At 59.8% G+C, this 20,637-nt stretch carries 20 protein-coding genes; 4 read left to right on the plus strand and 16 right to left on the minus strand.

The window, feature by feature from the left end; translation table 11 throughout:
* Positions 1-101: 101 nt before the first annotated feature.
* The 3 genes from VLL26_RS04465 to VLL26_RS04475 all read right to left on the minus strand — a co-directional run bounded on the left by VLL26_RS04465 (position 102) and on the right by VLL26_RS04475 (position 2,327).
* Positions 102-701, minus strand: a complete 600-nt coding sequence (locus VLL26_RS04465; RefSeq protein WP_342319907.1) for a regulatory protein RecX — start codon at positions 699-701, stop codon at positions 102-104.
* Between the two features lie 12 nt (positions 702-713).
* A complete protein-coding gene (gene recA / locus VLL26_RS04470) occupies positions 714-1,850 on the minus strand; it encodes a recombinase RecA (protein ID WP_342319908.1) in 1,137 nt (378 codons plus the stop codon).
* A gap of 261 nt (positions 1,851-2,111) precedes the next feature.
* Positions 2,112-2,327 (minus strand): DUF3046 domain-containing protein, encoded by a 216-nt coding sequence (locus VLL26_RS04475; RefSeq protein WP_342319909.1) that lies wholly within the window; start codon positions 2,325-2,327, stop codon positions 2,112-2,114.
* Positions 2,328-2,375: 48 nt separating this feature from the next.
* Here VLL26_RS04475 and VLL26_RS04480 point away from each other — a divergent pair, with 48 nt between their 5' ends.
* The 3 genes from VLL26_RS04480 to VLL26_RS04490 are packed head-to-tail and all read left to right on the plus strand — an operon-like array spanning position 2,376 to position 4,289.
* Positions 2,376-2,966, plus strand: a complete 591-nt coding sequence (locus VLL26_RS04480; RefSeq protein WP_342319910.1) for a biotin transporter BioY — start codon at positions 2,376-2,378, stop codon at positions 2,964-2,966.
* Positions 2,966-3,652, plus strand: a complete 687-nt coding sequence (locus VLL26_RS04485; RefSeq protein WP_342319911.1) for an energy-coupling factor ABC transporter ATP-binding protein — start codon at positions 2,966-2,968, stop codon at positions 3,650-3,652. Before VLL26_RS04480 ends, VLL26_RS04485 begins: the two co-directional genes overlap by 1 nt.
* A 10-nt stretch (positions 3,653-3,662) precedes the next feature.
* Positions 3,663-4,289, plus strand: coding sequence for an energy-coupling factor transporter transmembrane component T family protein (locus VLL26_RS04490; RefSeq protein ID WP_342320150.1), 627 nt, complete (start codon positions 3,663-3,665; stop codon positions 4,287-4,289).
* 145 nt (positions 4,290-4,434) lie between these two features.
* Here VLL26_RS04490 and VLL26_RS04495 read toward each other — a convergent pair whose 3' ends face one another.
* The 11 genes from VLL26_RS04495 to dapB all read right to left on the minus strand — a co-directional run bounded on the left by VLL26_RS04495 (position 4,435) and on the right by dapB (position 16,755).
* Positions 4,435-5,289 carry a PspA/IM30 family protein gene (locus VLL26_RS04495; RefSeq protein WP_342319912.1) on the minus strand — a complete coding sequence of 285 codons (855 nt, stop codon included), beginning with the start codon at positions 5,287-5,289 and terminating at the stop codon, positions 4,435-4,437.
* A 60-nt stretch (positions 5,290-5,349) separates the two neighbouring features.
* Positions 5,350-5,739, minus strand: coding sequence for a helix-turn-helix domain-containing protein (locus VLL26_RS04500; RefSeq protein WP_342319913.1), 390 nt, complete (start codon positions 5,737-5,739; stop codon positions 5,350-5,352).
* 8 nt (positions 5,740-5,747) lie between these two features.
* Complete coding sequence (locus VLL26_RS04505) at positions 5,748-6,320, minus strand: CinA family protein (protein WP_342319914.1); 573 nt, start codon at positions 6,318-6,320, stop codon at positions 5,748-5,750.
* Entirely contained in the window at positions 6,313-6,888 is a 576-nt protein-coding gene (gene pgsA / locus VLL26_RS04510; RefSeq protein WP_342319915.1) for a CDP-diacylglycerol--glycerol-3-phosphate 3-phosphatidyltransferase, read from the minus strand. The genes VLL26_RS04505 and pgsA overlap by 8 nt, the downstream gene beginning before the upstream one ends.
* Before the next feature lie 48 nt (positions 6,889-6,936).
* Positions 6,937-8,103, minus strand: a complete 1,167-nt coding sequence (locus VLL26_RS04515; protein WP_342319916.1) for a TerC family protein — start codon at positions 8,101-8,103, stop codon at positions 6,937-6,939.
* Between the two features lie 211 nt (positions 8,104-8,314).
* Positions 8,315-11,473 carry a DNA translocase FtsK gene (locus VLL26_RS04520; RefSeq protein ID WP_342319917.1) on the minus strand — a complete coding sequence of 1,053 codons (3,159 nt, stop codon included), beginning with the start codon at positions 11,471-11,473 and terminating at the stop codon, positions 8,315-8,317.
* Between the two features lie 83 nt (positions 11,474-11,556).
* Positions 11,557-12,189, minus strand: a complete 633-nt coding sequence (locus tag VLL26_RS04525) for a TIGR03085 family metal-binding protein (protein ID WP_342319918.1) — start codon at positions 12,187-12,189, stop codon at positions 11,557-11,559.
* A 65-nt stretch (positions 12,190-12,254) separates the two neighbouring features.
* Positions 12,255-14,288 (minus strand): ribonuclease J, encoded by a 2,034-nt coding sequence (locus tag VLL26_RS04530; protein WP_342319919.1) that lies wholly within the window; start codon positions 14,286-14,288, stop codon positions 12,255-12,257.
* A gap of 2 nt (positions 14,289-14,290) precedes the next feature.
* Complete coding sequence (gene dapA, locus VLL26_RS04535) at positions 14,291-15,199, minus strand: 4-hydroxy-tetrahydrodipicolinate synthase (protein ID WP_342319920.1); 909 nt, start codon at positions 15,197-15,199, stop codon at positions 14,291-14,293.
* A gap of 53 nt (positions 15,200-15,252) precedes the next feature.
* Entirely contained in the window at positions 15,253-16,005 is a 753-nt protein-coding gene (thyX, locus tag VLL26_RS04540; RefSeq protein WP_342319921.1) for an FAD-dependent thymidylate synthase, read from the minus strand.
* Positions 16,006-16,008: 3 nt separating this feature from the next.
* Positions 16,009-16,755, minus strand: a complete 747-nt coding sequence (gene dapB / locus VLL26_RS04545) for a 4-hydroxy-tetrahydrodipicolinate reductase (RefSeq protein WP_342319922.1) — start codon at positions 16,753-16,755, stop codon at positions 16,009-16,011.
* A 164-nt stretch (positions 16,756-16,919) separates the two neighbouring features.
* Here dapB and VLL26_RS04550 point away from each other — a divergent pair, with 164 nt between their 5' ends.
* Positions 16,920-17,588: an AMIN-like domain-containing (lipo)protein gene (locus VLL26_RS04550; RefSeq protein WP_342319923.1), complete on the plus strand. Its 669-nt coding sequence runs from the start codon at positions 16,920-16,922 to the stop codon at positions 17,586-17,588.
* Between the two features lie 67 nt (positions 17,589-17,655).
* Here the strand turns inward: VLL26_RS04550 and VLL26_RS04555 are convergent, their stop codons facing one another.
* The gene (locus VLL26_RS04555; protein WP_342320151.1) at positions 17,656-19,926 is read right to left on the minus strand and encodes a polyribonucleotide nucleotidyltransferase; all 2,271 of its coding nucleotides are present in this window, start codon (positions 19,924-19,926) and stop codon (positions 17,656-17,658) included.
* A 427-nt stretch (positions 19,927-20,353) separates the two neighbouring features.
* Positions 20,354-20,623: a 30S ribosomal protein S15 gene (rpsO, locus tag VLL26_RS04560; RefSeq protein WP_342319924.1), complete on the minus strand. Its 270-nt coding sequence runs from the start codon at positions 20,621-20,623 to the stop codon at positions 20,354-20,356.
* Positions 20,624-20,637: the final 14 nt, after the last annotated feature.

The following is a 20,637-nucleotide window of genomic DNA, read 5'->3' on the forward strand; positions in this document are numbered from 1 at the left end:
CTCGCGGCTTGCGCGCATTTTCACCGTGTAGAAAGCAGCGGTTGAGTCCGTGGGGTCATCCTAAAACACAACATTGAACGGTATTTAGTGCCTTTGGGGGCTTATCCGCGAGCTAACTCTTCCAAGCGTGTCTGCAGAACCTCCCGGCCAACCCTCATGCACAACTCTGTGCTGTAACCGCGCCGCTGCATCACCCCGACGATCCGACGCAGATGGCCGTCGTATTCAGCGCGATCCGACGGGATAACCTTCACGCAGCGAGCCTTCTTCTCCGCCGCGGCGCGCGCCGCGCGCTCCTCATCAGCAGCGGTGATTTGCTCCAACGCGGCGAGGCGCTCTGCCTCAACTACACCTTTGCGCTCCAACTCAATGTTGAGAGCTTTAGCAGATTTGCCACGTCGTGCCGCACGCTGCCGAACCCACTCATGGGCAAAAGCTGCATCGTCAATCACACCACTGCGCTCCAAGTCGTCGAGGACCTGATCGACTAACTCGGGGGCAAACTCAACGCCGAGAAGGCGCTGACGCAACTCATAGCGCGAACGCGAACGCTGGGCCACCAGCCGCGCCGCACGTTGACGCACGGGGCTGAGTGCTTCCTCCGCGGCTGAGTCGAAGATAGCCCCAACCACCTCGCCCGCCTCGTAAGCTTCGAGAGCGGCTTGGAGCTTCTTGATCTTCTCAGGGTCTGGCCGATTCACAACCTGCCCCGATCATCTGCCAATGGTTTCTAAAGCCTCATCGTCTTCATCGTCGAAGTCGATGTTGGGCACCATGTCCACCGGATCGTCGGACAGATCGTCGGACTGTTCCTCGACGTTAGCGAATTTACCCACCCCAAGGGCGCGGAAGATCTTCTCCTCGATTTCATCGGCAAGTTCCGGATTGTCCTTCAGGAACTGCCGCGCTTTCTCTTTGCCCTGGCCCAACTGGTCGCCTTCATAGGTAAACCAGGACCCGGATTTTTTAACAATGCCATTATCGACCGCCATGTCAATGATGGAGGATTCCCGCGAGATCCCCTCCCCGTACATGATGTCAAACTCGGCAATTTTAAACGGCGGGGAGACTTTATTTTTGACAATCTTCATCTTGGTGCGGTTGCCGATGGAGTCCTGGCCGTCTTTGAGGGTCTGGATACGACGAACGTCGCAGCGCACAGAGGCGTAGAACTTCAGCGCCTTGCCACCCGTGGTCGTCTCCGGCGAGCCGAACATGACACCGATCTTCTCACGCAACTGGTTAATGAAGATGGCGGTGGTGCCGGAGTTATACAAAGCACCGGTCATCTTGCGCAGCGCCTGAGACATCAGGCGCGCCTGCAAACCGACGTGCGAGTCACCCATCTCGCCTTCGATTTCCGCCTTGGGGGTCAACGCCGCAACGGAGTCGATGACAATAACGTCGATCGCGCCCGAGCGCACAAGCATGTCCGCGATTTCGAGGGCCTGCTCACCGGTGTCCGGCTGGGAAACCAACAGGTTATCCGTGTCCACGCCTAGCTTCTTGGCATAGTCAGGATCGAGAGCGTGCTCGGCGTCAATGAACGCAGCAATCCCACCTTCACGCTGCACAGAGGCAATGGCGTGCAAGGCCACGGTGGTCTTGCCCGAGGATTCAGGACCGTAAATTTCGACGACGCGCCCGCGTGGCCACCCGCCGATCCCCAAAGCTACGTCGATGGCCGTGTTGCCGGAGGAAAACGACTGGATCGGTGGACGGTTCTCCTCGCCCAGGCGCATGATGGCACCCTTGCCGAAGTCCTTCTCGATCATCGCCATAGCGGCGTCGAGGGCATTTTTCCGGTCGTCCTTCGACCCCGCCGGGGCTACCTTTTTCTTGGCTGCCATGAGTGTGCCTCACCTTCACTTCTTTAAACTTTGCCTTCGCTTCCACGCCTCCGGCGCTACGCCGCAGGGCAGAGAAATCCGCCGGGTTTCCGCCCTTTTTAGACTCCGCCTGGCCAATAATGGTTCCCTGCGGTGCCGATGTAGGCCGTTTTCACCCGGATTCCGTCTCACTTTGCGCTACATTATCCGCCTGCCCGGACACGAAAACCGACGCACCCCACCCTACACGAATACCTGTTCGAGCCTACAGGGACACGCCGTTCAACGCCCTTCCCGGTCCACTCCAAGGCGTCGTTCAGCGGGGACGTCGAAGTCATCGCACAGTGCTTCCCACACTTGCCGGGGATCGATCCCCTTTTCGATCATCTCCGCTGGAGTCGCACCGTACTGCGCAACCACATGCGATTCCACAAGCCACTTGCCCTGTGCTAAGCCGAACTCGTCCTCGATGAGTTGGTGGAATTCCGTCAAACGCATGACCGCCAATATACGCGCCCCACCCCGCCCAAAGTAAGGTTCATGCTCATGACGTCTCGACCTGTTCAGCGCAAAGCTTCCTCAACCACCTCAGACATCGCCCTTGTCGCAGTTTTCACCGCCCTTGTCATCGTCTTGGGTTTCGTTTATGTACCGGTAGGCGTGCTGGGGGTGCCAATCCTTTTGCAAAACACCGCAGTGATCCTGGCCGCTCTCATCCTCGGACCCCGCCGCGGCTTCATGGTCACCGCGCTTTTTCTCCTCATCGGCACATTCCTTCCCGTCCTCGCCGGAGGCCGCACCACGATCTTCGCGCTTGGAGGCGCCACCGTTGGCTACATCATCGGCTACCTGATCGCCGTGCCTGTCGCAGGACTGATTGCCAAAGCAGCCGTCGGTAAGCCCAAAGGCACCGCTATCGCCGTGTTTGCCCTTGGCGGCTACCTCGGCGTGGCCATCCAATACATCGCGGGAGCCGGAGGCATGATTGTGCGCACCGGGATGGCCTCACACGCCGCACTTGCTGCACAGCTTCCCTTCATCCCCACCGACGCGTTCGAAATGGCCGTCATGGTAGCCATCGCCTCCGGCGTCCACACCGCATTTCCCCACCTGTTGCGTGGAGAAATCCGTCACTGATGCCCACCATCACATTCGCTTCCGCCGCCGTAGAATACGACGGCAAAACCATTCTGCATCCCATAAGTTGCGAACTTTCACAGCGTCGCATCGGGGTGATCGGCGCCAACGGCTCCGGCAAATCCACTTTCGTGCGGTTAATTAACGGCCTGCTCGAGCCGACCTCGGGAGCAGTGCTTTACGACGCCCTCAGCCCCAGCACCGACGGAAAACACGTCCGTCGGCGCGTCGGCTTTGTGTTTTCCGACGCCGAATCACAAATTGTCATGCCCCTAGTCGCCGACGATGTCGCCTTCTCTTTGCGCCGTTTTCACCTCCCCCGCAGCGAACGCGACCGCCGCGTCCAGGCCGCCTTAAAGCGCTTCGGCTTGGAAAACAAAGCACAGCAATCCCCCCACACACTCTCCGGCGGCGAAAAGCAACTGCTCGCACTCGCCTCCGTGTTAGTCATCGAACCAGACACCATCATCGCCGATGAACCCACAACTCTTTTAGACCTCCGCAACCGCCGCCGTATCATCAAGGAACTGAACTCTTTGGACCAGCAGGTTATCGTGGTTACCCACGACCTCGACATGCTGGAATCCTTCGACCGCGTCCTATGTATCGACCGCGGACGCATCGTCTTCGACGGCTCGCCCGCGGAGACGATCGCACACTACATAAAACTCATGGATGGGCACTAACACCATGGCGATGCTACACAGGGTTCCCCTCGGGGTGTATGTGCCTGGAACAACGTGGGTTCACCGCTGCCTACCTGGCGTAAAACTTTGTGCCCTGATCCTTATGATCTTCGCGGTAACAGTTCTGCCAAACCAACCGTGGCACACCGGCGCCACCCTCGGTGTAGTCATTTTCCTCTACGGCGTGGCGAGGATTCCGGCGCGCACCGCGCTATCGCAACTAGCTCCGGTACTTCCCCTTTTCGCACTGTTAGCGGCATACCTGTGGTGGCAAAACGGCGCGCACCGCGCGGCGACGACCATGCTTGGACTTTTGGCCACCCTCGCCGCCGCAAATCTGCTCACATTGACCACCACCACAGCGGAAATGCTCAGTGCAGTGGAGAAAAACCTCGCGCCTTTAAGCCGGCTCGGTTTGCCCGTCACCAACCTCAGCCTGGCCATTGCATTGACGATTCGGCTTATACCCTTGATGATCAACACCGTCAACGAATCGCTGGAAGCCCGAAAGGCCCGAGGGGCTAACTTTTCACTCACCGCTTTTGGCACTCCGCTGGTGATTCGCTCCATCCGCCGTGCCGAAAATATCTCTCAAGCACTCATGGCACGCGGCGCAGGCGACGAGGACGAAGCTTAAAAACATCAAAGGAACTTATCTGCCTGCTCGCGTTGAGCGCCCGGATCGGTTTCTCCTGCCGCAATGCCCGGCAAAGCTCGTCCACCATCTCAACGCACAAAAACACCCGAGGAAAATCCCTCGGGTGTTTTTCGGGTGAAGTTGCTTACTCGCCGCGCAGCTCGCGCATGCGCTCGGCTACGGCATCCTCGGAGACACCGGAATCAGATGCGCCAGCGCTGGAGTCGCTGCCTTCTGAGGCTGCGGTGCCCTTCTCAATCGCCTGGTTCTTGCTCGCGGTAAGTTCGCCTGCCATCTCGGCGCGGATCTGCTCCAGGCGACCGTGGCCAGCCATCTGGATCCCAGCCTGTTCGACCTCCACCATGCGGCCCTCAATGGAGTTCTGCGAAAGCTCAGCCTGGCCCAAAGCATTAGCGTAGCGGCGCTCAATCTTGTCACGAACTTGATCAAGGTTGGGGGCGCCGGAGGTCAACGAGTTCATCGACTTCATAGTCTCTGAAACCTTCTCCTGCATCTTCGCCTGCTCCAGTTGGCTGAGCAACTTGGAGCGCTCCGCAACCTGTTGCTGCAACTGGGCGGCGTTGCGCTCAACAGCCTGCTTCGCCTGCTGCGCCTGCTGCAGGGCCTGATCATGCAGGTTCTTCGTATCCTCAATGGACTGCTCAGCCGTCACGAGCTGTGCCGCAAAAGCCTCGGCGGCATTCTCATACTCCTGCGCCTTCTTCGCGTCGCCCTCACCACGCGCCTTATCGGCAAGCTGGAGCGCCTGACGGGTGTTGGCCTGAAGCTTTTCTACTTCCTCCAAACGGCGGTTAAGCTGCATCTCAAGCTGGCGCTGGTTGCCGATCACTGCGGCTGCTTGCTGCGACAGCGCCTGGTGCTGGCGCTGGGCCTCGCCAATGGCCTGCTCGATCTGAATCTTTGGATCTGCGTTCTCCTCGATTTTGCTGTCGAACAGAGCCATCAGGTAATTCCAGAACTTGGAAAACGGATTCGCCATAACTCAGGGTGACCTTTCATGCGGGTGGAATCGGCATTGATTGAATAATCGTAATAGAGTTTAGACTTCCGCGGCGGCTGGAGCGGCATGTTCAAGCTCGTCTGTGATGGAATGCAGCGACAAGTTCGTCACAGCGTCCAACAAAACCTCAGCTACCGAGGTATCAAGCGCCGCGCAAATAGACTTCAAAAGCTCCGAAGATACTTCCTTGCGGCCACGCTCCAGCTCGGAAAGATAACCGGAAGATACCCGAGCTTGCGCCGCGAGACTGCGCAAGCTCACACCCTTGTCCGCCCGATAAGCCCGCAGCGACATGCCGAGAGCCTCACGCAGTAACGGTTCGCGCTGCTTGGTGGCGCGATGTCCATCGAGCCTCGGGTCAGGTGGGCTCGCCAGGCTGATTTCGCCAGGGGAAACTGTGTCCTGAAGAAGAAGTGTCGTAGTTGCCATCAATCGACTCAACGTCTTTCAGCCGGGTTTTGTTCCCGCACGCCCTTGAGGGCACCAATGAGTGCGGCGTGGGAGGCGGCTTCGCGAATCTGGGCACGATCCCCAGCGAGCACGCGCAGCGGGTGGGGCGAACTATCAGTCAGGGCGAAGCGCCCAAGGGAGGCGTCGACAAGCTCGGCGGCAGCCGAAGACGCCGTCCACCTCGGGCCCGCCAAACCAACCCACACCTCCCCCACCGGGTGGCCGTCCTGGCTATCAGGGCCCGCCACTCCCGTTATCGCCACGGCCCAATCCGCGCGACAAACGCGCCGCGCGCCGCGGGCCATTTCGCGGGCCGTGACCGCAGAAACCGGCCCGTATTGCTGCAAAACCTCCGGTGCCACACCTGCGAGTTCTTGCTTTAAGTCAGTGGCGTAAGTGACAAGACCGCCGCGCAGTACCGCTGAGGCCCCGGGAACATCGGCGAGGCGGGCCATCGCCAGCCCAGCAGTCAACGACTCACAGAAGCAAATAGTTTGGCCTCGCGCCTGCAACTCCCCGATGAGTTTGTGCGCTGTATCGAAAATTGCCAGCTCAGGCATTGACCTTCCTCGCATCCAACAAGTATTGGATTCCAGTCACCACGGTAAACGCAACCGCAACCAGCATGACCACAAAAGTCACGGGGTCCATCCACGCCGGCAACGGACACAAATAGAGGGCCACACCCAAGGTTTGCAGCACCGTTTTGAGCTTACCGCCCTTATTCGCGGGCACCACCTTGCCGCGGCGCAGCATCCTGATGCGCCACAGCGTAATGCCCAACTCGCGCACCACAATGATCACCGTGATCCACACCGGCAAGGTAGAGGCGATATTTAAACAGACCAATGCAGTGATCATCAACGCTTTGTCGGCGATCGGATCTGCGATTTTGCCAAAGTCCGTGATTAAACCGCGGGCGCGCGCGATGTCGCCGTCAAGCTTGTCCGTGGCCATTAGCACCACGAAAAGCCCGAACGCCCACCACCATTGTTGGCTTAAGACAAGCCAAGCAAAAACGGGGACGAACAGGATCCGCAAAGAGGTGAGGATGTTAGGCAGGTTCCAGTTCGACGGGGAGCCTGCCTTCGGGGATGGGACGCTGGTGCCTGACGTACTCGTACTCACGACTTCCAGACTACCTAGCTGCTTAGCATCCAGCGGGCAGGCCGCCACCTAGTGTCTGCGATCGACAGTCAGGTGCTCCACGTCCGTCGACCCCGTCGCGGTGTGATCCCCCTTGCCGGAAGTCTCCGGGTTGTCGATCCACTCCAAGTGGGTGCCGTCTTGGGCAACCTTGCGGCGATTGCCGTGGTCATCGTAGTCAATGTGCCAGGCGAGGGCCTCCGGATTGCGTCGGCCTGCCGCGATATCCAACCGATCTTTAATGAGGGAGGCAATTACCGTCAAGATCAGAACCCCGACGATAACACCGAGGGATAAAACGGTGCTGACCTCCGGCACGTTGACATTGTTTCCACCGTTGATGAACGGCAAGTTGTTTTCGTGCAGGGCGTGGAGCAAAAGCTTCACGCCGATGAAGCCCAAGATGATGCCCAGCCCGTAAGGCAAGTAGACGATGCGGTCAAGCAAGCCCGAAAGAAGGAAGAACATCTGACGCAGACCCATCAAGGCGAAGGCGTTCGCAGTAAAGACGATGAACGCCTCCGAGGTGATGCCGTAGATCGCCGGAATGGAATCGAAGGCAAACATCACGTCGATGAAGCCGATCGAAAGCAGGGCAACGAAAAGCGGGGTCGCGGCGCGCTTGCCGGCCTGCGTGCGCGACAGCAACTTGTCACCGTGGTACGAGCTTGTCACCGGAATGACCTTGCGTAGCGCCTTTACCACTGCCATGTCATTCGGGTCAGTTTCCGGTTGATCGGTGGCCTCGTCCCACAGCAGCTTGACTGCGGTGTAGATCAAGAACGCGGCGAAGATGTAGAACACGTCAGACCAGGCTTGGATGAGCGCCGCGCCGAGCAAAATGAACACCAAGCGGCAGACCAAGGCAATGACAATGCCCAGCAGCAGAACTTTTTGCTGGTATTTGCGCGGTATCTTAAACGCGCTCATGATCAAAGCGAAGACAAATAGGTTGTCTACGGACAGCGCCAGCTCGGTGATGTAGCCGGTGAAGTATTGGATCCCGTGCTCATGGTCCCACAACCACCAAATCATGCCGCCGCAGATGGCAGACATGGTCATGTAGAACACGGTCCAAAAGCTGGCTTCCTTAATGGAGGGCTCGTGCGCTTGGCGGCCGTGGACCGCGAAATCGAAAATGAAAAACCCGAGGATCACCGCGCCGGCAATCAACCAGATCAACAAAGGGACATCCATATAAGAAACCTCCGGTCAGTCGTAGACTAAATAAAGACCGGAGGTCTCCCCCACCCGCGGAGGCGGGCCGTGCGGACCGGGCCAACCTGGCCGTGCTGACGATCATGCACGTGTGCGGGGTACTCCCCTCCAATACGTGGGTTAGCCTACAGCACAACCGCAACCGGTGGGAAGATGGCGCCCCTCGAAGTTGTCTGGTTGGTCCAGGTGCCTAAAACGCCCCGTTTGTTGGGTTGTACGTCGCCTCAATGATGCGGGTGTCCGCGGCGCCGCCGTCACCTTCTGCACTATCAGAACTGTCAGCCTCGTTGGCGTCGCCTTCGAGCGCGCCCTTGGGGGCCTCGGCTGGGTCGGCGCCCTTGATCATCCACGTGATGGTTTCAAGCTCCTCGGGTTTGACCAGCACCTCACGCGCTTTGGATCCCTCTGAAGGCCCGACGACCCCGCGAGATTCCATCAGGTCCATTAAGCGGCCCGCTTTGGCAAAGCCGATGCGCAGTTTGCGCTGCAGCATCGACGTCGACCCGAGTTGTGAGGTGACCACGAGGTCAACCGCCTCAAGCAGATCGTCCATGTCCTTGCCGATGTCGTCGTCAATGACCTTCTTTTCGGAGGCCCTTTCCTCGGTGACTCCTTCGATGTACTTCGGTTCGTGCTGGGACTTGGCCGCCTCTACGACAGCTTGGATCTCCTCGTCTGTGACATAGGCACCCTGGAGACGTTGGGGCTTGCTTGCACCCTGGGGGATGAACAGCCCATCGCCCATGCCGATGAGCTTTTCGGCACCGCCCTGGTCCAAGATGACGCGTGAGTCCGTCAACGAGGATGTGGCGAAGGCTAGGCGCGAGGGAACATTGGTTTTGATTAGGCCCGTGACCACGTCCACCGAGGGTCGCTGGGTGGCCAGCACCAGGTGAATGCCGGCCGCTCGCGCCTTCTGGGTGATGCGGACGATGGAGTCCTCGATTTCCTTCGGCGCCGTCATCATTAAGTCGGCGAGCTCGTCGACTACGCAGATGATGAAAGGGTAAGGCCGCATTTCTCGCTGTGAGCCGGGCGGCGGTTCGATGGCGCCGGAGCGTACCTTGCGGTTGAAGTCCTTGATGTGGCGCACTCGTGCGGACTTCATGTCCATGTAACGCTGTTCCATTTCCTCGACCAGCCACTGCAGCGCGGCCGTGGCCTTCTTCGGCTGCGTGATAATTGGGGTGATCAGGTGCGGGATCCCTTCGTAAGGTGTCAGTTCGACCATTTTTGGGTCGATTAGGATCAGTCGCACTTCTTCGGGCGTGGCGCGGGTCAGAAGGGAAACCAGCAAGGAGTTGACGAAGGCTGACTTGCCGGAGCCGGTGGAGCCGGCGACGAGCAGGTGCGGCATTTTTTGCACGCTTGAGGCGATGAAGTCCCCCTCGATGTCTTTGCCTAGCCCAATGAGCATCGGGTCATCGTCGGAGGCGACTTTCGGAGCATCCAAAACGTCGCGCAGGCGCACCATTTCGCGGTCCATATTGGGCACCTCGATACCGACGGCGGATTTGCCCGGGATCGGCGTGAGGAGGCGGACGTTGTCGGTGGCCACCGCGTAGGCCAGGTTTGACTGCAGGTTGGTGATTTTGGAAACTTTTACTCCGGGCCCAAGCTCCACTTCGTAGCGGGTCACTGTCGGGCCGCGGGAAAAGCCTGTGACTTGGGCGTCGATGCGGAATTCTTCGAAAACGTCCGTGATCGCTTCGATCATGCGGTCGTTGGCCTCAGTGCGTGTCTTTGGTCTCGCTCCTGGCACCAGGAGGTCTGTCGAAGGCAGGTCGTAGTTCGTTTCCTTTGCCACCGAGGCTGCGGGGATTGTGGGATGGGGTTGAGATCTCTCCAGCTCCGATTTCGGGGTGGTTGCCGGGATAGCGGCGGCGTCGATGCCGCTGCGGGCAACGATCGCCTGTCGCATCGCTTCGCGTGACTGTGCCACGGCATCGTCTGTGGCGCCTTTTTCAACATCGTGTGCAGATTCACGCGAGACAGTGCGGGTTGGCGCGGGCGGATGGTGCGGCGCTTGGCGCGGCAACGCCCGCGTTACGGGTGCGTTTTCCGCCTCCTCATCCGCCTCGCCGCCGTCAGCGGAAGTGTCAATATCGTCAATATCGTCTATGTCGCCGGCCAGGTCGTACACTTCGCTTGCGGCCGCAGCTTGTCGACGCCTGCCTGCCCCATCTTCCGCCGGATAGTTGTCCATGGGGCTGCGGGTCGCCTCCCGCTGTTCCGCGGGTCGTGTGGCGCGGTGTGGCATACGGGAGCGCTGCCGCCCGGCGGCGATGTCGTCGAGCTGTGCGGAGACATCCGAATAGGGATCACTGTGGGTATCATCGTCTGTTTCATCCTCAGGGGCGAAGGTGCGCGCGCCGTTGATCATGCTCTGGATTAAGCCCTTGGCGTAGTCATAAGCCTCGCGCACGGTAATGCCTGTGGTGCGCAGCGCGCCGTAGAAGATGATCAGTGACAATAAGGGCACGGCGACATAGGAGGAAAAACCTGCGGCCAGGCTTCCGCCCAGCACTGCACCGATGATGCCACCTGCAATGGTGCGCCCCTGCCAGTCCGAAGGGTTTCCCGCGAGGACGTGGACGAGCCCCAGCATGCCCGCCGCAATGATTGCCACTCCAATGAGTACCCTGGTGCGCACCGCAGGGTCGTGGCGCACATCGAGCATGAGCGCCACGGCAGCGACGACAAGGGCTGCCGGCAGGATCAATGCGCCGGCTCCAATGACCCAGTGAGCGCCGTCGTCGATGGCCCGTCCGATTGGGCCTGCGATATCAAGCCACACCGAGGCGCCGACAACAGCAGCCAGGCCGATCAGCAGCAGGCCCCACAAATCGACATTGCCACTGCGTTGTCGACGATCAATGTCGGCAATCCCGTCGCCTGGCTCGTCCGCGCTATCCCGTGTGCTGCGGCGGATACGGCTTTCCCGCTGTGCGGGTTCCTCATCCGGGGCGATGTCGCTTCCTTGGCGCTTGCCGCGCAGAGAACTGATGTCTTTCTCCTCGTCGTTGTATTCGTCCAGCTTTACCTCGCGCGCCGCTCGCCGCGCCCCACCGGCCTTGCCCGCTGTCAGCTTGGCTGCGACTGTGGAAAGGCCCTTGGCCGTCCCACGAAACGCTGAGCTGAGGGATCCTCCGACGACACGGTAGGCAGAACCCACGCGTTCTTCACCCGTTTCGGCGGCAACCATGGAAGATGTCGGCGGGTGTGTCATCGATATCGGCGCCTGCTGCCGCGTCGATATCGTCGCGGATGTGCGCGGCGAACGCGCCCGACCGTGGGGGCCTGACGTGGCGCGGGCACTGCTGCGGTGCATGGAGTTCCTGACAGACATGGTTGTAACATTAGTACCTTGCGCCACCGAGACACCACGCGCCACACCCGGATATGCCCAAGGAAACGCCCCCGAACAGGCGCCTACACCCCGAGCTTGCCCTTGACCTGCGCCACGAGATCTTCCTGCCCCTCCACCTTAATCTCAGCCACATCGCGGCCGCTTACCCACATCAAAAGCTCACCCGGCTCACCAAAGACACGCACCACGCTGTCCCCACGCTCAGCCACCGCACGCTTGTTGCCCACAGTCACCGGCGGCAAATCCGGGGGCGTAAGAATGACAGGAACATCGAGCGCACGAAGCGATATCCTCCCAAACATCGCCGCCGCATCCAGCAACTGCTTTTCCACCACCTTGCTGAACTCACGCGGTGCGACGAAGCCTTCACCCCGGCGCACATCCTCATGGTGGATGAAGTGCTCAGCGGCGTTGATCCTCGAATCCACCGGACGCACAACCAAAGGCGGCCCAGCAGCCCAGTCGCGCACCACATCCTCGTAGGGGCGCTTCATCTGTTTTGCAGTTTCTTTTTCTAAAACATGCTCCAGCGCGGAAAAAAACACCCCCGGCGCCGCCCACGGGCGGTTCTCCCGGATAAACAGGTGGACAGCCATGTCACGAGTCGCCCACCCCTGGCAAAGGGTCGGCGCTTCAGGGCCGGCGTCGAGAAGCAACTGCGCCAAAAGTGCGCGTTCGCGTTGTGCAAAAGACATGGGCCCCAGCATAGCGCCGAGGCCCACCCCCTAATGATCCCGGAACACACCGGGAACCAGAATCCTTAAAGCGACTCGCGGGTCGCGCGGATCTCCTCATCCGCCACCGGAGCGTTGTCCGCACCCATGGGGATGACTGTCGGCAAAATCACCGGCTCGCGCTTGTACTTCTGCACGATGGCGCGCGAGACCTTGCGTCGCAGTTGCTGAACCATACGATAAGGGTCGTTTTCACCCTCCGCGGCGAGATCGCCCATGACCGCTACAACACCCTCCACAACCTGCTTGTTGAAGTCACGGTCGTCCTCCGAAAAACCGGTCGTGGACACGCGCGGCTCCTCCAAAAGGCTGCCGGTGCGATCATTGATCACACAAGTGATGGACACCACGCCGCCGGAAGCGAGACTCGTGCGGTCCGCCAAAACATCCGGGTCGACATCACCCATAGTCTCACCCTCGACGTAGAGCTGACCAACCTGGTACTGGCCGACAACCTTAATCTTGCCGTCCACCATGTCAACAACCACACCATTTTGCGCCAGAGCAACATTCGACGGGTGAACACCTGTCGAAATGGCAAGCTCTTTGTTCGCCCGCATGTGGCGCCACTCGCCGTGGACCGGCATGGCGTTTCTCGGACGCGCCGCATTGTAGAGCGCCGCGAGCTCACCAGCGTAGCCGTGACCCGAAGCGTGGACATGAGCATCCTCGTTCGTGACCACATTCGCACCGATCTGCGCCAAGTTGTTGATGACAGCGAAAACCGCCTCCTCATTGCCAGGAATGAGCGAGGAGGACAAAATGATCAAATCTCCGTCACGCACCGTAATTTGCCGATGCTCACGGCGCGACATACGCGAAAGAGCCGCCATCGGCTCACCCTGAGTACCGGTGGTAATCAGCATCGTCTTGTGCGGAGCCATCTTCGCAGCCTCATCAATGGGCACAATAGTGCCCTTGGGGGCCTTGAGAAGGTTCATTTTCTCAGCAATTTCCATATTGCGCATCATCGACCGGCCATTGAAGGCCACCTTCCGACCGGTCGCCACGGCAGCGTTGACCGCCATCTGGACGCGGGAGACGTTAGAGGCGAAAGAGGCAATGACTACGCGCTGCTTCGCACCGCTAACCAAACGAATCAGCGTCTCCTCAATTCCCGCCTCCGACGCCGAAATTCCCGGCACCGTAGCGTTGGTGGAATCACACATAAACAGGTCGATGCCCTCGTCGCCCAGACGCGCCAACGCCGGAATGTCAGTCGGTTTCCCGTCATAAGGCGTCTGGTCGACCTTTACGTCGCCAGTGAGAACCACGTGGCCCGCGCCAGTTTTGATCGACACACCCAAACACTCAGGGATGGAGTGGTTCACATGCCAAAAACGCAAACGGAAAGCGCCGAGAGTGACCTCGGAGTCTTTGTTCACCTCGTGCAGCTTCGGCCGCTGCCGGTGCTCCTGAGTTTTCGCGGCGATCAGTGCATTAGTAAAACGCGAGGCGTAAATCGGAATGTCCGGGCGCAACTTAAGCAGCCACGGGATGGCACCAATGTGGTCTTCGTGACCGTGCGTGACAACCAACCCGTCAATTTTATCCAGGCGCTTTTCAATGGGGCCGAAATCGGGCAGCACCAGGTCGACGCCCGGCTCTCCGGAGTTCGGAAAGAGCACACCACAGTCGACGATGAGGAGACGGCCGTTGTATTCGAAGACCGTCATGTTACGGCCCACCTCGGAAATACCACCGAGGGCATAAATACGCAGTCCATTCTGCGGGGCCTTCGGGGGTGCAGGCAAACGCTTGGTCAAGTCCGCACCCTGCATGGACTTCATGGGGTTGCGGCGGTTATTGCCACCATTTGCGCCCGCGCCGTTTCCGCCGCGGCCACGGGTACGGCCACGTCGATTGCGGGCATTGCGCCCACCACCGTTTTTGTTTCCCTTCAGGTCATCGCCGCGGGAACGAGAGTCTTCGTTGCCTTCCTCGCTGGCGTGGTTGCTCGGCTCACTCTCCGGAGCTTGAAAGACCGGTTGCTGGTCATTCGGCTCAGGTGGTCCTGCTTTGCGGGTGACTTTGCGTGACCGGTTACGGGGTTCATTCATATTTAAAGGACTCCAGCCTTTTCCATCTCTTTACGGAGAACCTCTAGCTGCTCGTCCGTCGCAGCAGCGACAGGCAAACGGGGCTCTCCCACATTGATGCCCTGCAAAAGCAGGGCTGCCTTCGAAAATGTCGTACCACCGAGAATTGCCTGCTGGCGTGCAAGCACGTCGATGGTGGTGGCGTTTATCTCCCGCGCACGGTTGAGGTCGCCGTCCTCGAAGCTTGTAATCATTTCTCGCAGCAACTGCGGTGCGGCGTGGCCGACGACGGAGATGACTCCGGTGGCGCCGACGGAAAGCCACGGCAAGTTGAGCGGATCATCGCCAGAATACCAGGCCAGCCCAGTTTCGTGAATTAATCGCGCAGCCTGGAGGAAATCACCCTTGGCATCCTTCATCGCCGTAATAGTGGGGATCTCCGCGAGGCGGCGAATCGTATCTTCCTCCAGTGCGATACCGGAACGGCCCGGAATGTCGTACAAACAAATCGGAAGTTCCGTGGCAGCAGCCACAGCACGGTAGTGCGCAACGATGCCCTCCTGTGAGGGCTTGGAGTAATACGGCGTAACCACGAGCAAAGCATCGGCGCCGGCCTCTGCGGAGGCTACCGCAGCTTCGACAGCTTTGCGCGTGTCGTTGGTTCCGGCACCAGCGATGAGTGTGGCGCGGTCCCCCACCTCTGCGCGCACAGCCTGAAGCAGTGCGATTTTCTCGTCAAGGGTGGTGGTCGGGGACTCGCCGGTTGTGCCCGCAAGCGTCAAAGAATCGACGCCATTGTCCACGAGGTGGGCAGCCAACTGTCGCCCCGCCGCCAGGTCTACGTCCCCATCTTTGCTAAAGGGTGTGACCATGGCAACGGAAACAGTGCCGAAGGTTTCGGCTCCTCGGTTAGCTTTAATTGAAGTGCCCATAGCCTCACAGGTTACCTTCTGGGTCCCCGAGGTGCGCCACCAGCGCGCCGACATTAGCGGATATATGGGCTGGTGGCCATTTCTGAGCCGTCGGCTAGGGTGCTGACGAGGAAGTCGTCGAAAAGCGCCGGTGCGGTGCCGCGCAGCAGCGTGAGACATTCAATGGCCAGGCTGCGAATTTCCACGTCGGCGTGTTCGGAGGCCCGGGCGGCGATGAACTCGCGCCACGCGCGGTAATTGCCGGTAACCACCATGCGCGTCTCCGTCGCGTTAGGCAAAATGGCACGCGCCGCCTGCCGAGCTTTCTTCGCCCGCAGCAGGGAGTTGCGTTCGGAAGTCGCGTCGCCTTCGAGGGCGTCGAGAAGCTCACCATAGGCGAAACGGGAATCGTCGACAGCGCGGAGAAACAACCGCTTAAGTTCGGGATCGGCGGCGATGGCGGGCGGGACCACAACCTCACTCGCCCCGGCGTGGACAAAACGCTGACTTAACTGGGAAAAAGACAGGTGGCGGTGACGCAAAAGCTCGTTGCCAGCCGCGCGTGACAGGCCGCGGATATACATTGTCGCCGTGGCGTGCTCGAGCAGCGCATCGTGACCAACGTCAATAATGTGATGCAGGTAAGTCTCGTTGGCCGCCGTGTTCGGGTTAGGTCGACTGAAAGTTTCGTAACAGGCACGGCCCGCGAATTCAACAAGGCTTTCAGCCTCACTAGCGGCAGGGTCCGGCTCCCAATCAATGCCACTTGGCGCCGCGAAGCTTGTCGACGCCACCAGCTCCACCCGCAACGCCGATTCAACCGCCACAGCCTACAGCCCCAAGTATTTGTCGAGCCCGACAGTTAGCCCTTGGTAATTCGCCACCTGGCGCACCCCCGTGAGCACACCAGGCACGAAGGATTCGCGGCCATAGGAATCCTGGCGGATCGTCAAGGCCTGGTCGGTGGTGCCGAAGATAACTTCTTCATGGGCCACCATCCCAGTCATCCGCACAGCGTGGACCTTCACTCCGTCAATATTCGCGCCGCGGGAACCGTCGAGCGCCTGCTCGGTGGCATCCGGCATCGGCTCCATACCGGCCTTTTTGCGGGCATCCGCGATGCCTTGGGCAGTTTTGATCGCGGTGCCGGAAGGAGCATCCAGCTTGTTCGGGTGGTGGTACTCGACAACTTCCGCCGACTCGAAGTACGGCGCAGCCTGCCGGGCAAAAGCCATGGTCAACACGGCAGAAATAGCAAAATTCGGAGCAATGAGCACACCGACACTTTCGTTTTTCTCCAGCCAACTGCGCACCTTGGCGTAACGGGCTTCGTCGAAACCGGTGGTGCCCACCACACAGTGAATTCCGTGGTTAATGCAAAACTCCAGGTTATCCATCACGGAGTTCGGGGTGGTGAAATCGACGACAACGTCAGCCCCAGCCTTTGTTAACTCGGCTAGTTCGTCATCGCGGTCAATCGCCGCGACAAGCTCCAAATCAACCGCGGCTTTCACCCCTGCCACCACCGCCGAACCGACCCGGCCTTGCGCACCCAGCACACCAACCTTGATTGCCATGACTTAGCAGGACTCCTCTTTTTCTCGGGCTCGTCTTCCTCCGGCCACTTTATCCTCTCACCCGGTGCGGGTGTGCCTCTCCCCCACCCCTGCGACGTCACAATTGCCTCACGGTTATCCCCAGAATCAAAGCTGGTTCGCTCCTGGGCGATAGTGTGAAAGACATGAAGCGTCTCCCCCGTGTCACACCCATCACCATTGTCAGCACTGTCAGCGTCGCAGCACTAGCCCTGGCCTCCTGCTCCGCCCCGCGGGAGCAAGATGGGGACGAGCCCACGAAGCAAACCTCGACACAAACGACTGTGCAAAAAACGCATAGTGGCACCACATCTGCCGAAGCGAACACACAAAACGCTGCTCCCCGCGTAGCGGCAACCTCCGACGAAGTCAACGAGTCGGCCCCATACACCACCGGGCAAACGCGACTCGACCAAGATCCCGGAACCGAACTGGTAGTCACTGATGTTCGTGTCGGCTCCCATGAGGGCTTCGATCGCGTCGTCGTCGAATACTCAGGCCACGGCACACCCGGGATTATCGCTGGCTACGTCGACAAGCCGCGCCAACTGGCCTCCGGGTTGCCCATCGAGGTCACCGGCACAACCTACCTCGAAGTGATGATCCAAGGCACCCCCATGGGGGTACTGAGCCCGCGCGCTGAACTCATCAAGGCCGGGCCCATGGACTTGGCAACTGGAGCCATCAAGGGCATCACCCACGGCGGCGTCTTCGAGGCCGACACCCAGTACATCATCGGACTAGATCAACAACGCCCCTACCGCGCCTACACACTCCACAACCCACCGCGAGTAGTTGTGGACTTGCAGAAATAAAACAGCACCCACCGCGCAGGCAAAAAAGGGGCCTGCACGGTAGGTGTTGTCAAACAATCACCGCGGCTTAGTCCTCGACCGGCACCAAGGAAATTTTGCCGCGATTGTCCACGTCAGCAATCTCAACCTCGACCTTGTCACCGACGTTAATCACATCTTCGACATTCTCGATGCGCTTATTGCCTCCGAGCTTCGAAATGTGGATCAAACCGTCCGTACCCGGCAGAATCGACACGAACGCACCAAAAGCGACCGTCTTGACCACGGTGCCTAAGTAGTGCTCCCCCACCTTCGGCATCTGCGGGTTGGCGATCCCGTTGATGCGCTCGATAGCGGCATCGGCATTTGCACCCTTGGCAGCGGAGACATAGATGGTGCCGTCATCTTCGATGGAAATCTCGGCACCTGTCTCCTCCGTGATCTGGTTGATCACCTTACCCTTCGGGCCGATGACCTCACCGATCTTCGCCGCCGGAATCTTGACCGTGGTGATCTTCGGGGCGAACGGGCTCATCTCGTCCGGGCCGTCGATGACCTCCGCCATGGTGTCCAGGATCGCTTCGCGGGCATCTCGCGCCTGCTCCAGGGCATCAGCCAGCACCTTCGACGGAATGCCATCAAGTTTGGTGTCCAACTGCAACGCCGTGATGAACTCGCTGGTGCCGGCGACTTTGAAGTCCATATCACCGAAGGCGTCCTCAGCGCCCAAGATATCTGTCAGGGCAACGTACTTCGTCTCCCCGGAAACCTCGCCGGAGACGAGGCCCATGGCGATACCCGCCACCGGGGCCGCTAGCGGCACACCCGCATTGTAGAGCGACAAAGTGGACGCACACACCGAGCCCATCGAAGTCGAACCGTTAGAACCCAGCGCCTCAGAGACCTGGCGGATGGTGTACGGGAAGTCCTCCTTGGAGGGAATCACCGGCAGCAACGCCCGCTCAGCGAGTGCGCCGTGTCCGATCTCACGCCGCTTCGGGGAGCCAACTCGTCCAGTTTCGCCGGTGGAATACGGCGGGAAATTGTAGTGGTGGATGTAGTGCTTCGAATCCTCCGGCGACAACGAGTCAATGGTCTGCTCCATCTTCAGCATGTCCAGGGTGGTCACGCCGAGGATTTGAGTCTCGCCGCGCTCGAACAGGGCGGAGCCGTGGGCGCGTGGAATGAGCTCGACTTCGACTTCCAAGTCGCGGATGTCGCTAAGTCCACGCCCGTCAATGCGGTAGCCCTCGGTGAGGATCTTGGTGCGGACTATGTCTTTCATGACCGCGTTGTAGGCGGCGCGGATCTCCTTAGAAGCCGCGGAAAGCTCATCCCGGTCATCGCCGTCGATGTCGAAATCATCCAACAGGGAGTCTTCGACTTCCTCCATGTATTCGTTTGTCGCGTCATCACGGTCCTGCTTGCCCTTGATGGTGAGCAACTTCGCCAACTTCTTGCCGGCCTTCTTCTCCACCGCCCTGTAGACCTTCTCGGAGTAAGGCAGGAAGAGCGGAAACTCCTGGGTTTCCTTCGCTGCCTGTTCAGCTAGTGCATTTTGCGCCTCGCACAAAGTGCGGATGTAAGGCTTGGCGGCTTCAAGGCCCTCGGCGACGGTAGCTTCAGTCGGTGCGGGGGCGCCAGCAGCGATTTGCTTGACAACATCCACCCCGGCTCCCGCCTCAACCATCATGATCGCCACATCAGATTTACCTTTACGCCGCACCAAACGCCCGGCGACGACCATCTCGAAGATGCAACGGGTGCGCTGCTCATGGTTCGGGAACGCTACCCACTGGCCGGAAGGGTGCTTCTCGTCGGCAATGAGAGCCATGCGCACGCCGCCGACCGCGCCGGAAACCGGCAGGCCGGAGAGCTGCGTCGCGGCTGACGCGCCGTTGATGGCAATCACGTCGTAGTATTCCTGCGGATCCATCGACAGCACCGTGATGACAACCTGAACCTCGTTGCGCAGACCCTTAACAAAGGTCGGGCGCAGCGGACGGTCAATCAAGCGGCAAGCCAGGATCGCATCCGTCGACGGGCGACCCTCGCGGCGGAAGAAGGAACCCGGCACACGGCCAGCGGCGTACATGCGCTCCTCCACGTCCACCGTCAGGGGGAAGAAATCGAATCCCTCGCGTGGCTGGTTGGAGGCCGTGGTGGTGGCCAGCATCATCGTGTCGTCATCAAGGAAGGTCGCCACCGCGCCCCCAGCCTGGCGTGCAAGCTGGCCGGTTTCGAAACGCACGGTGCGGGAACCGAAATCCCCGTTGTCCAGGACCGCTACCGCTTCAGTGGTCCCGTAGTCTTCGTCGACATAAACATTGTGGGAATTTTTCGGTGTGAATGTGCTCAAAGGGTTTACTCTCCTTGGTCTTTCCAGGCGATCGTCGGTGCCGCCTCTTTCTTCACGTGCAACAACCGCAAATCTTAGCAGGTCGGCGACGTGTTCGCGCAGCTCGGGTGCGCGCATGGTGCACAGTCTGCACGATCTCACGTCGCGCACCATCGTGTGCTCGTAAACGGGCTTGTGTCTCACCTAGAATTTTTCAGCGCGGCCCAGCCGCATGATAAGCCCTGCTTGAGCGGTGTGAAGTTTTTGCCCGCAACTCTTGTGCATCGAGCAACAACACGAAACTAAATGCATAAACCTGCCTCAACATGGGCGCAGCTTTAACCTTCCATAGCTGAGCAGGGTTTTTAACCCACCCAAAGGCAAAAGCACCACCCCCGAAACGAATCGGGATGGCGGTGCTTGTTAGCTTATGTGCGCGTGGGGCTGCTTAGCGGCGCAGACCCAGACGGGAGATGAGGTCACGGTAGCGCTCAACATTGTTGTCGCGCAGGTACTTCAACAGACCACGGCGGCGACCAACCAGCAGCAGCAGACCGCGGCGGGAGTGGTGGTCGTGCTTGTGGAACTTGAGGTGCTCGGTCAGGTTGTTAATGCGCTCAGTCAAAAGCGCGACCTGTGCCTCGGGGGAGCCGGTGTCTGTTTCGTGAACACCGTAGTTCTTCAGGATTTCAGCCTTCTTCTCAGTGGACAACGCCATGAGTTTTCTCCTTG

Origin of the sequence: Corynebacterium sp. BD556, from assembly GCF_038452275.1 — a bacterium.
GTDB classification, from domain to species: Bacteria; Actinomycetota; Actinomycetes; order Mycobacteriales; family Mycobacteriaceae; genus Corynebacterium; species Corynebacterium mayonis.

What these genes read in the sequence shown, in the direction of transcription:
- recA (WP_342319908.1), bottom strand. Translation starts at nt 1,850, where the DNA reads ATGGCAGCCAAGAAAAAGGTAGCCCCGGCGGGGTCGAAGGACGACCGG.
- VLL26_RS04475 (WP_342319909.1), bottom strand. Translation starts at nt 2,327, where the DNA reads ATGCGTTTGACGGAATTCCACCAACTCATCGAGGACGAGTTCGGCTTA.
- VLL26_RS04480 (WP_342319910.1), top strand. Translation starts at nt 2,376, where the DNA reads ATGACGTCTCGACCTGTTCAGCGCAAAGCTTCCTCAACCACCTCAGAC.
- VLL26_RS04485 (WP_342319911.1), top strand. Translation starts at nt 2,966, where the DNA reads ATGCCCACCATCACATTCGCTTCCGCCGCCGTAGAATACGACGGCAAA.
- VLL26_RS04490 (WP_342320150.1), top strand. Translation starts at nt 3,663, where the DNA reads ATGCTACACAGGGTTCCCCTCGGGGTGTATGTGCCTGGAACAACGTGG.
- VLL26_RS04495 (WP_342319912.1), bottom strand. Translation starts at nt 5,289, where the DNA reads ATGGCGAATCCGTTTTCCAAGTTCTGGAATTACCTGATGGCTCTGTTC.
- VLL26_RS04500 (WP_342319913.1), bottom strand. Translation starts at nt 5,739, where the DNA reads ATGGCAACTACGACACTTCTTCTTCAGGACACAGTTTCCCCTGGCGAA.
- VLL26_RS04505 (WP_342319914.1), bottom strand. Translation starts at nt 6,320, where the DNA reads ATGCCTGAGCTGGCAATTTTCGATACAGCGCACAAACTCATCGGGGAG.
- VLL26_RS04515 (WP_342319916.1), bottom strand. Translation starts at nt 8,103, where the DNA reads ATGGATGTCCCTTTGTTGATCTGGTTGATTGCCGGCGCGGTGATCCTC.
- VLL26_RS04520 (WP_342319917.1), bottom strand. Translation starts at nt 11,473, where the DNA reads ATGTCTGTCAGGAACTCCATGCACCGCAGCAGTGCCCGCGCCACGTCA.
- VLL26_RS04525 (WP_342319918.1), bottom strand. Translation starts at nt 12,189, where the DNA reads ATGTCTTTTGCACAACGCGAACGCGCACTTTTGGCGCAGTTGCTTCTC.
- VLL26_RS04530 (WP_342319919.1), bottom strand. Translation starts at nt 14,288, where the DNA reads ATGAATGAACCCCGTAACCGGTCACGCAAAGTCACCCGCAAAGCAGGA.
- dapA (WP_342319920.1), bottom strand. Translation starts at nt 15,199, where the DNA reads ATGGGCACTTCAATTAAAGCTAACCGAGGAGCCGAAACCTTCGGCACT.
- dapB (WP_342319922.1), bottom strand. Translation starts at nt 16,755, where the DNA reads ATGGCAATCAAGGTTGGTGTGCTGGGTGCGCAAGGCCGGGTCGGTTCG.
- VLL26_RS04550 (WP_342319923.1), top strand. Translation starts at nt 16,920, where the DNA reads ATGAAGCGTCTCCCCCGTGTCACACCCATCACCATTGTCAGCACTGTC.
- rpsO (WP_342319924.1), bottom strand. Translation starts at nt 20,623, where the DNA reads ATGGCGTTGTCCACTGAGAAGAAGGCTGAAATCCTGAAGAACTACGGT.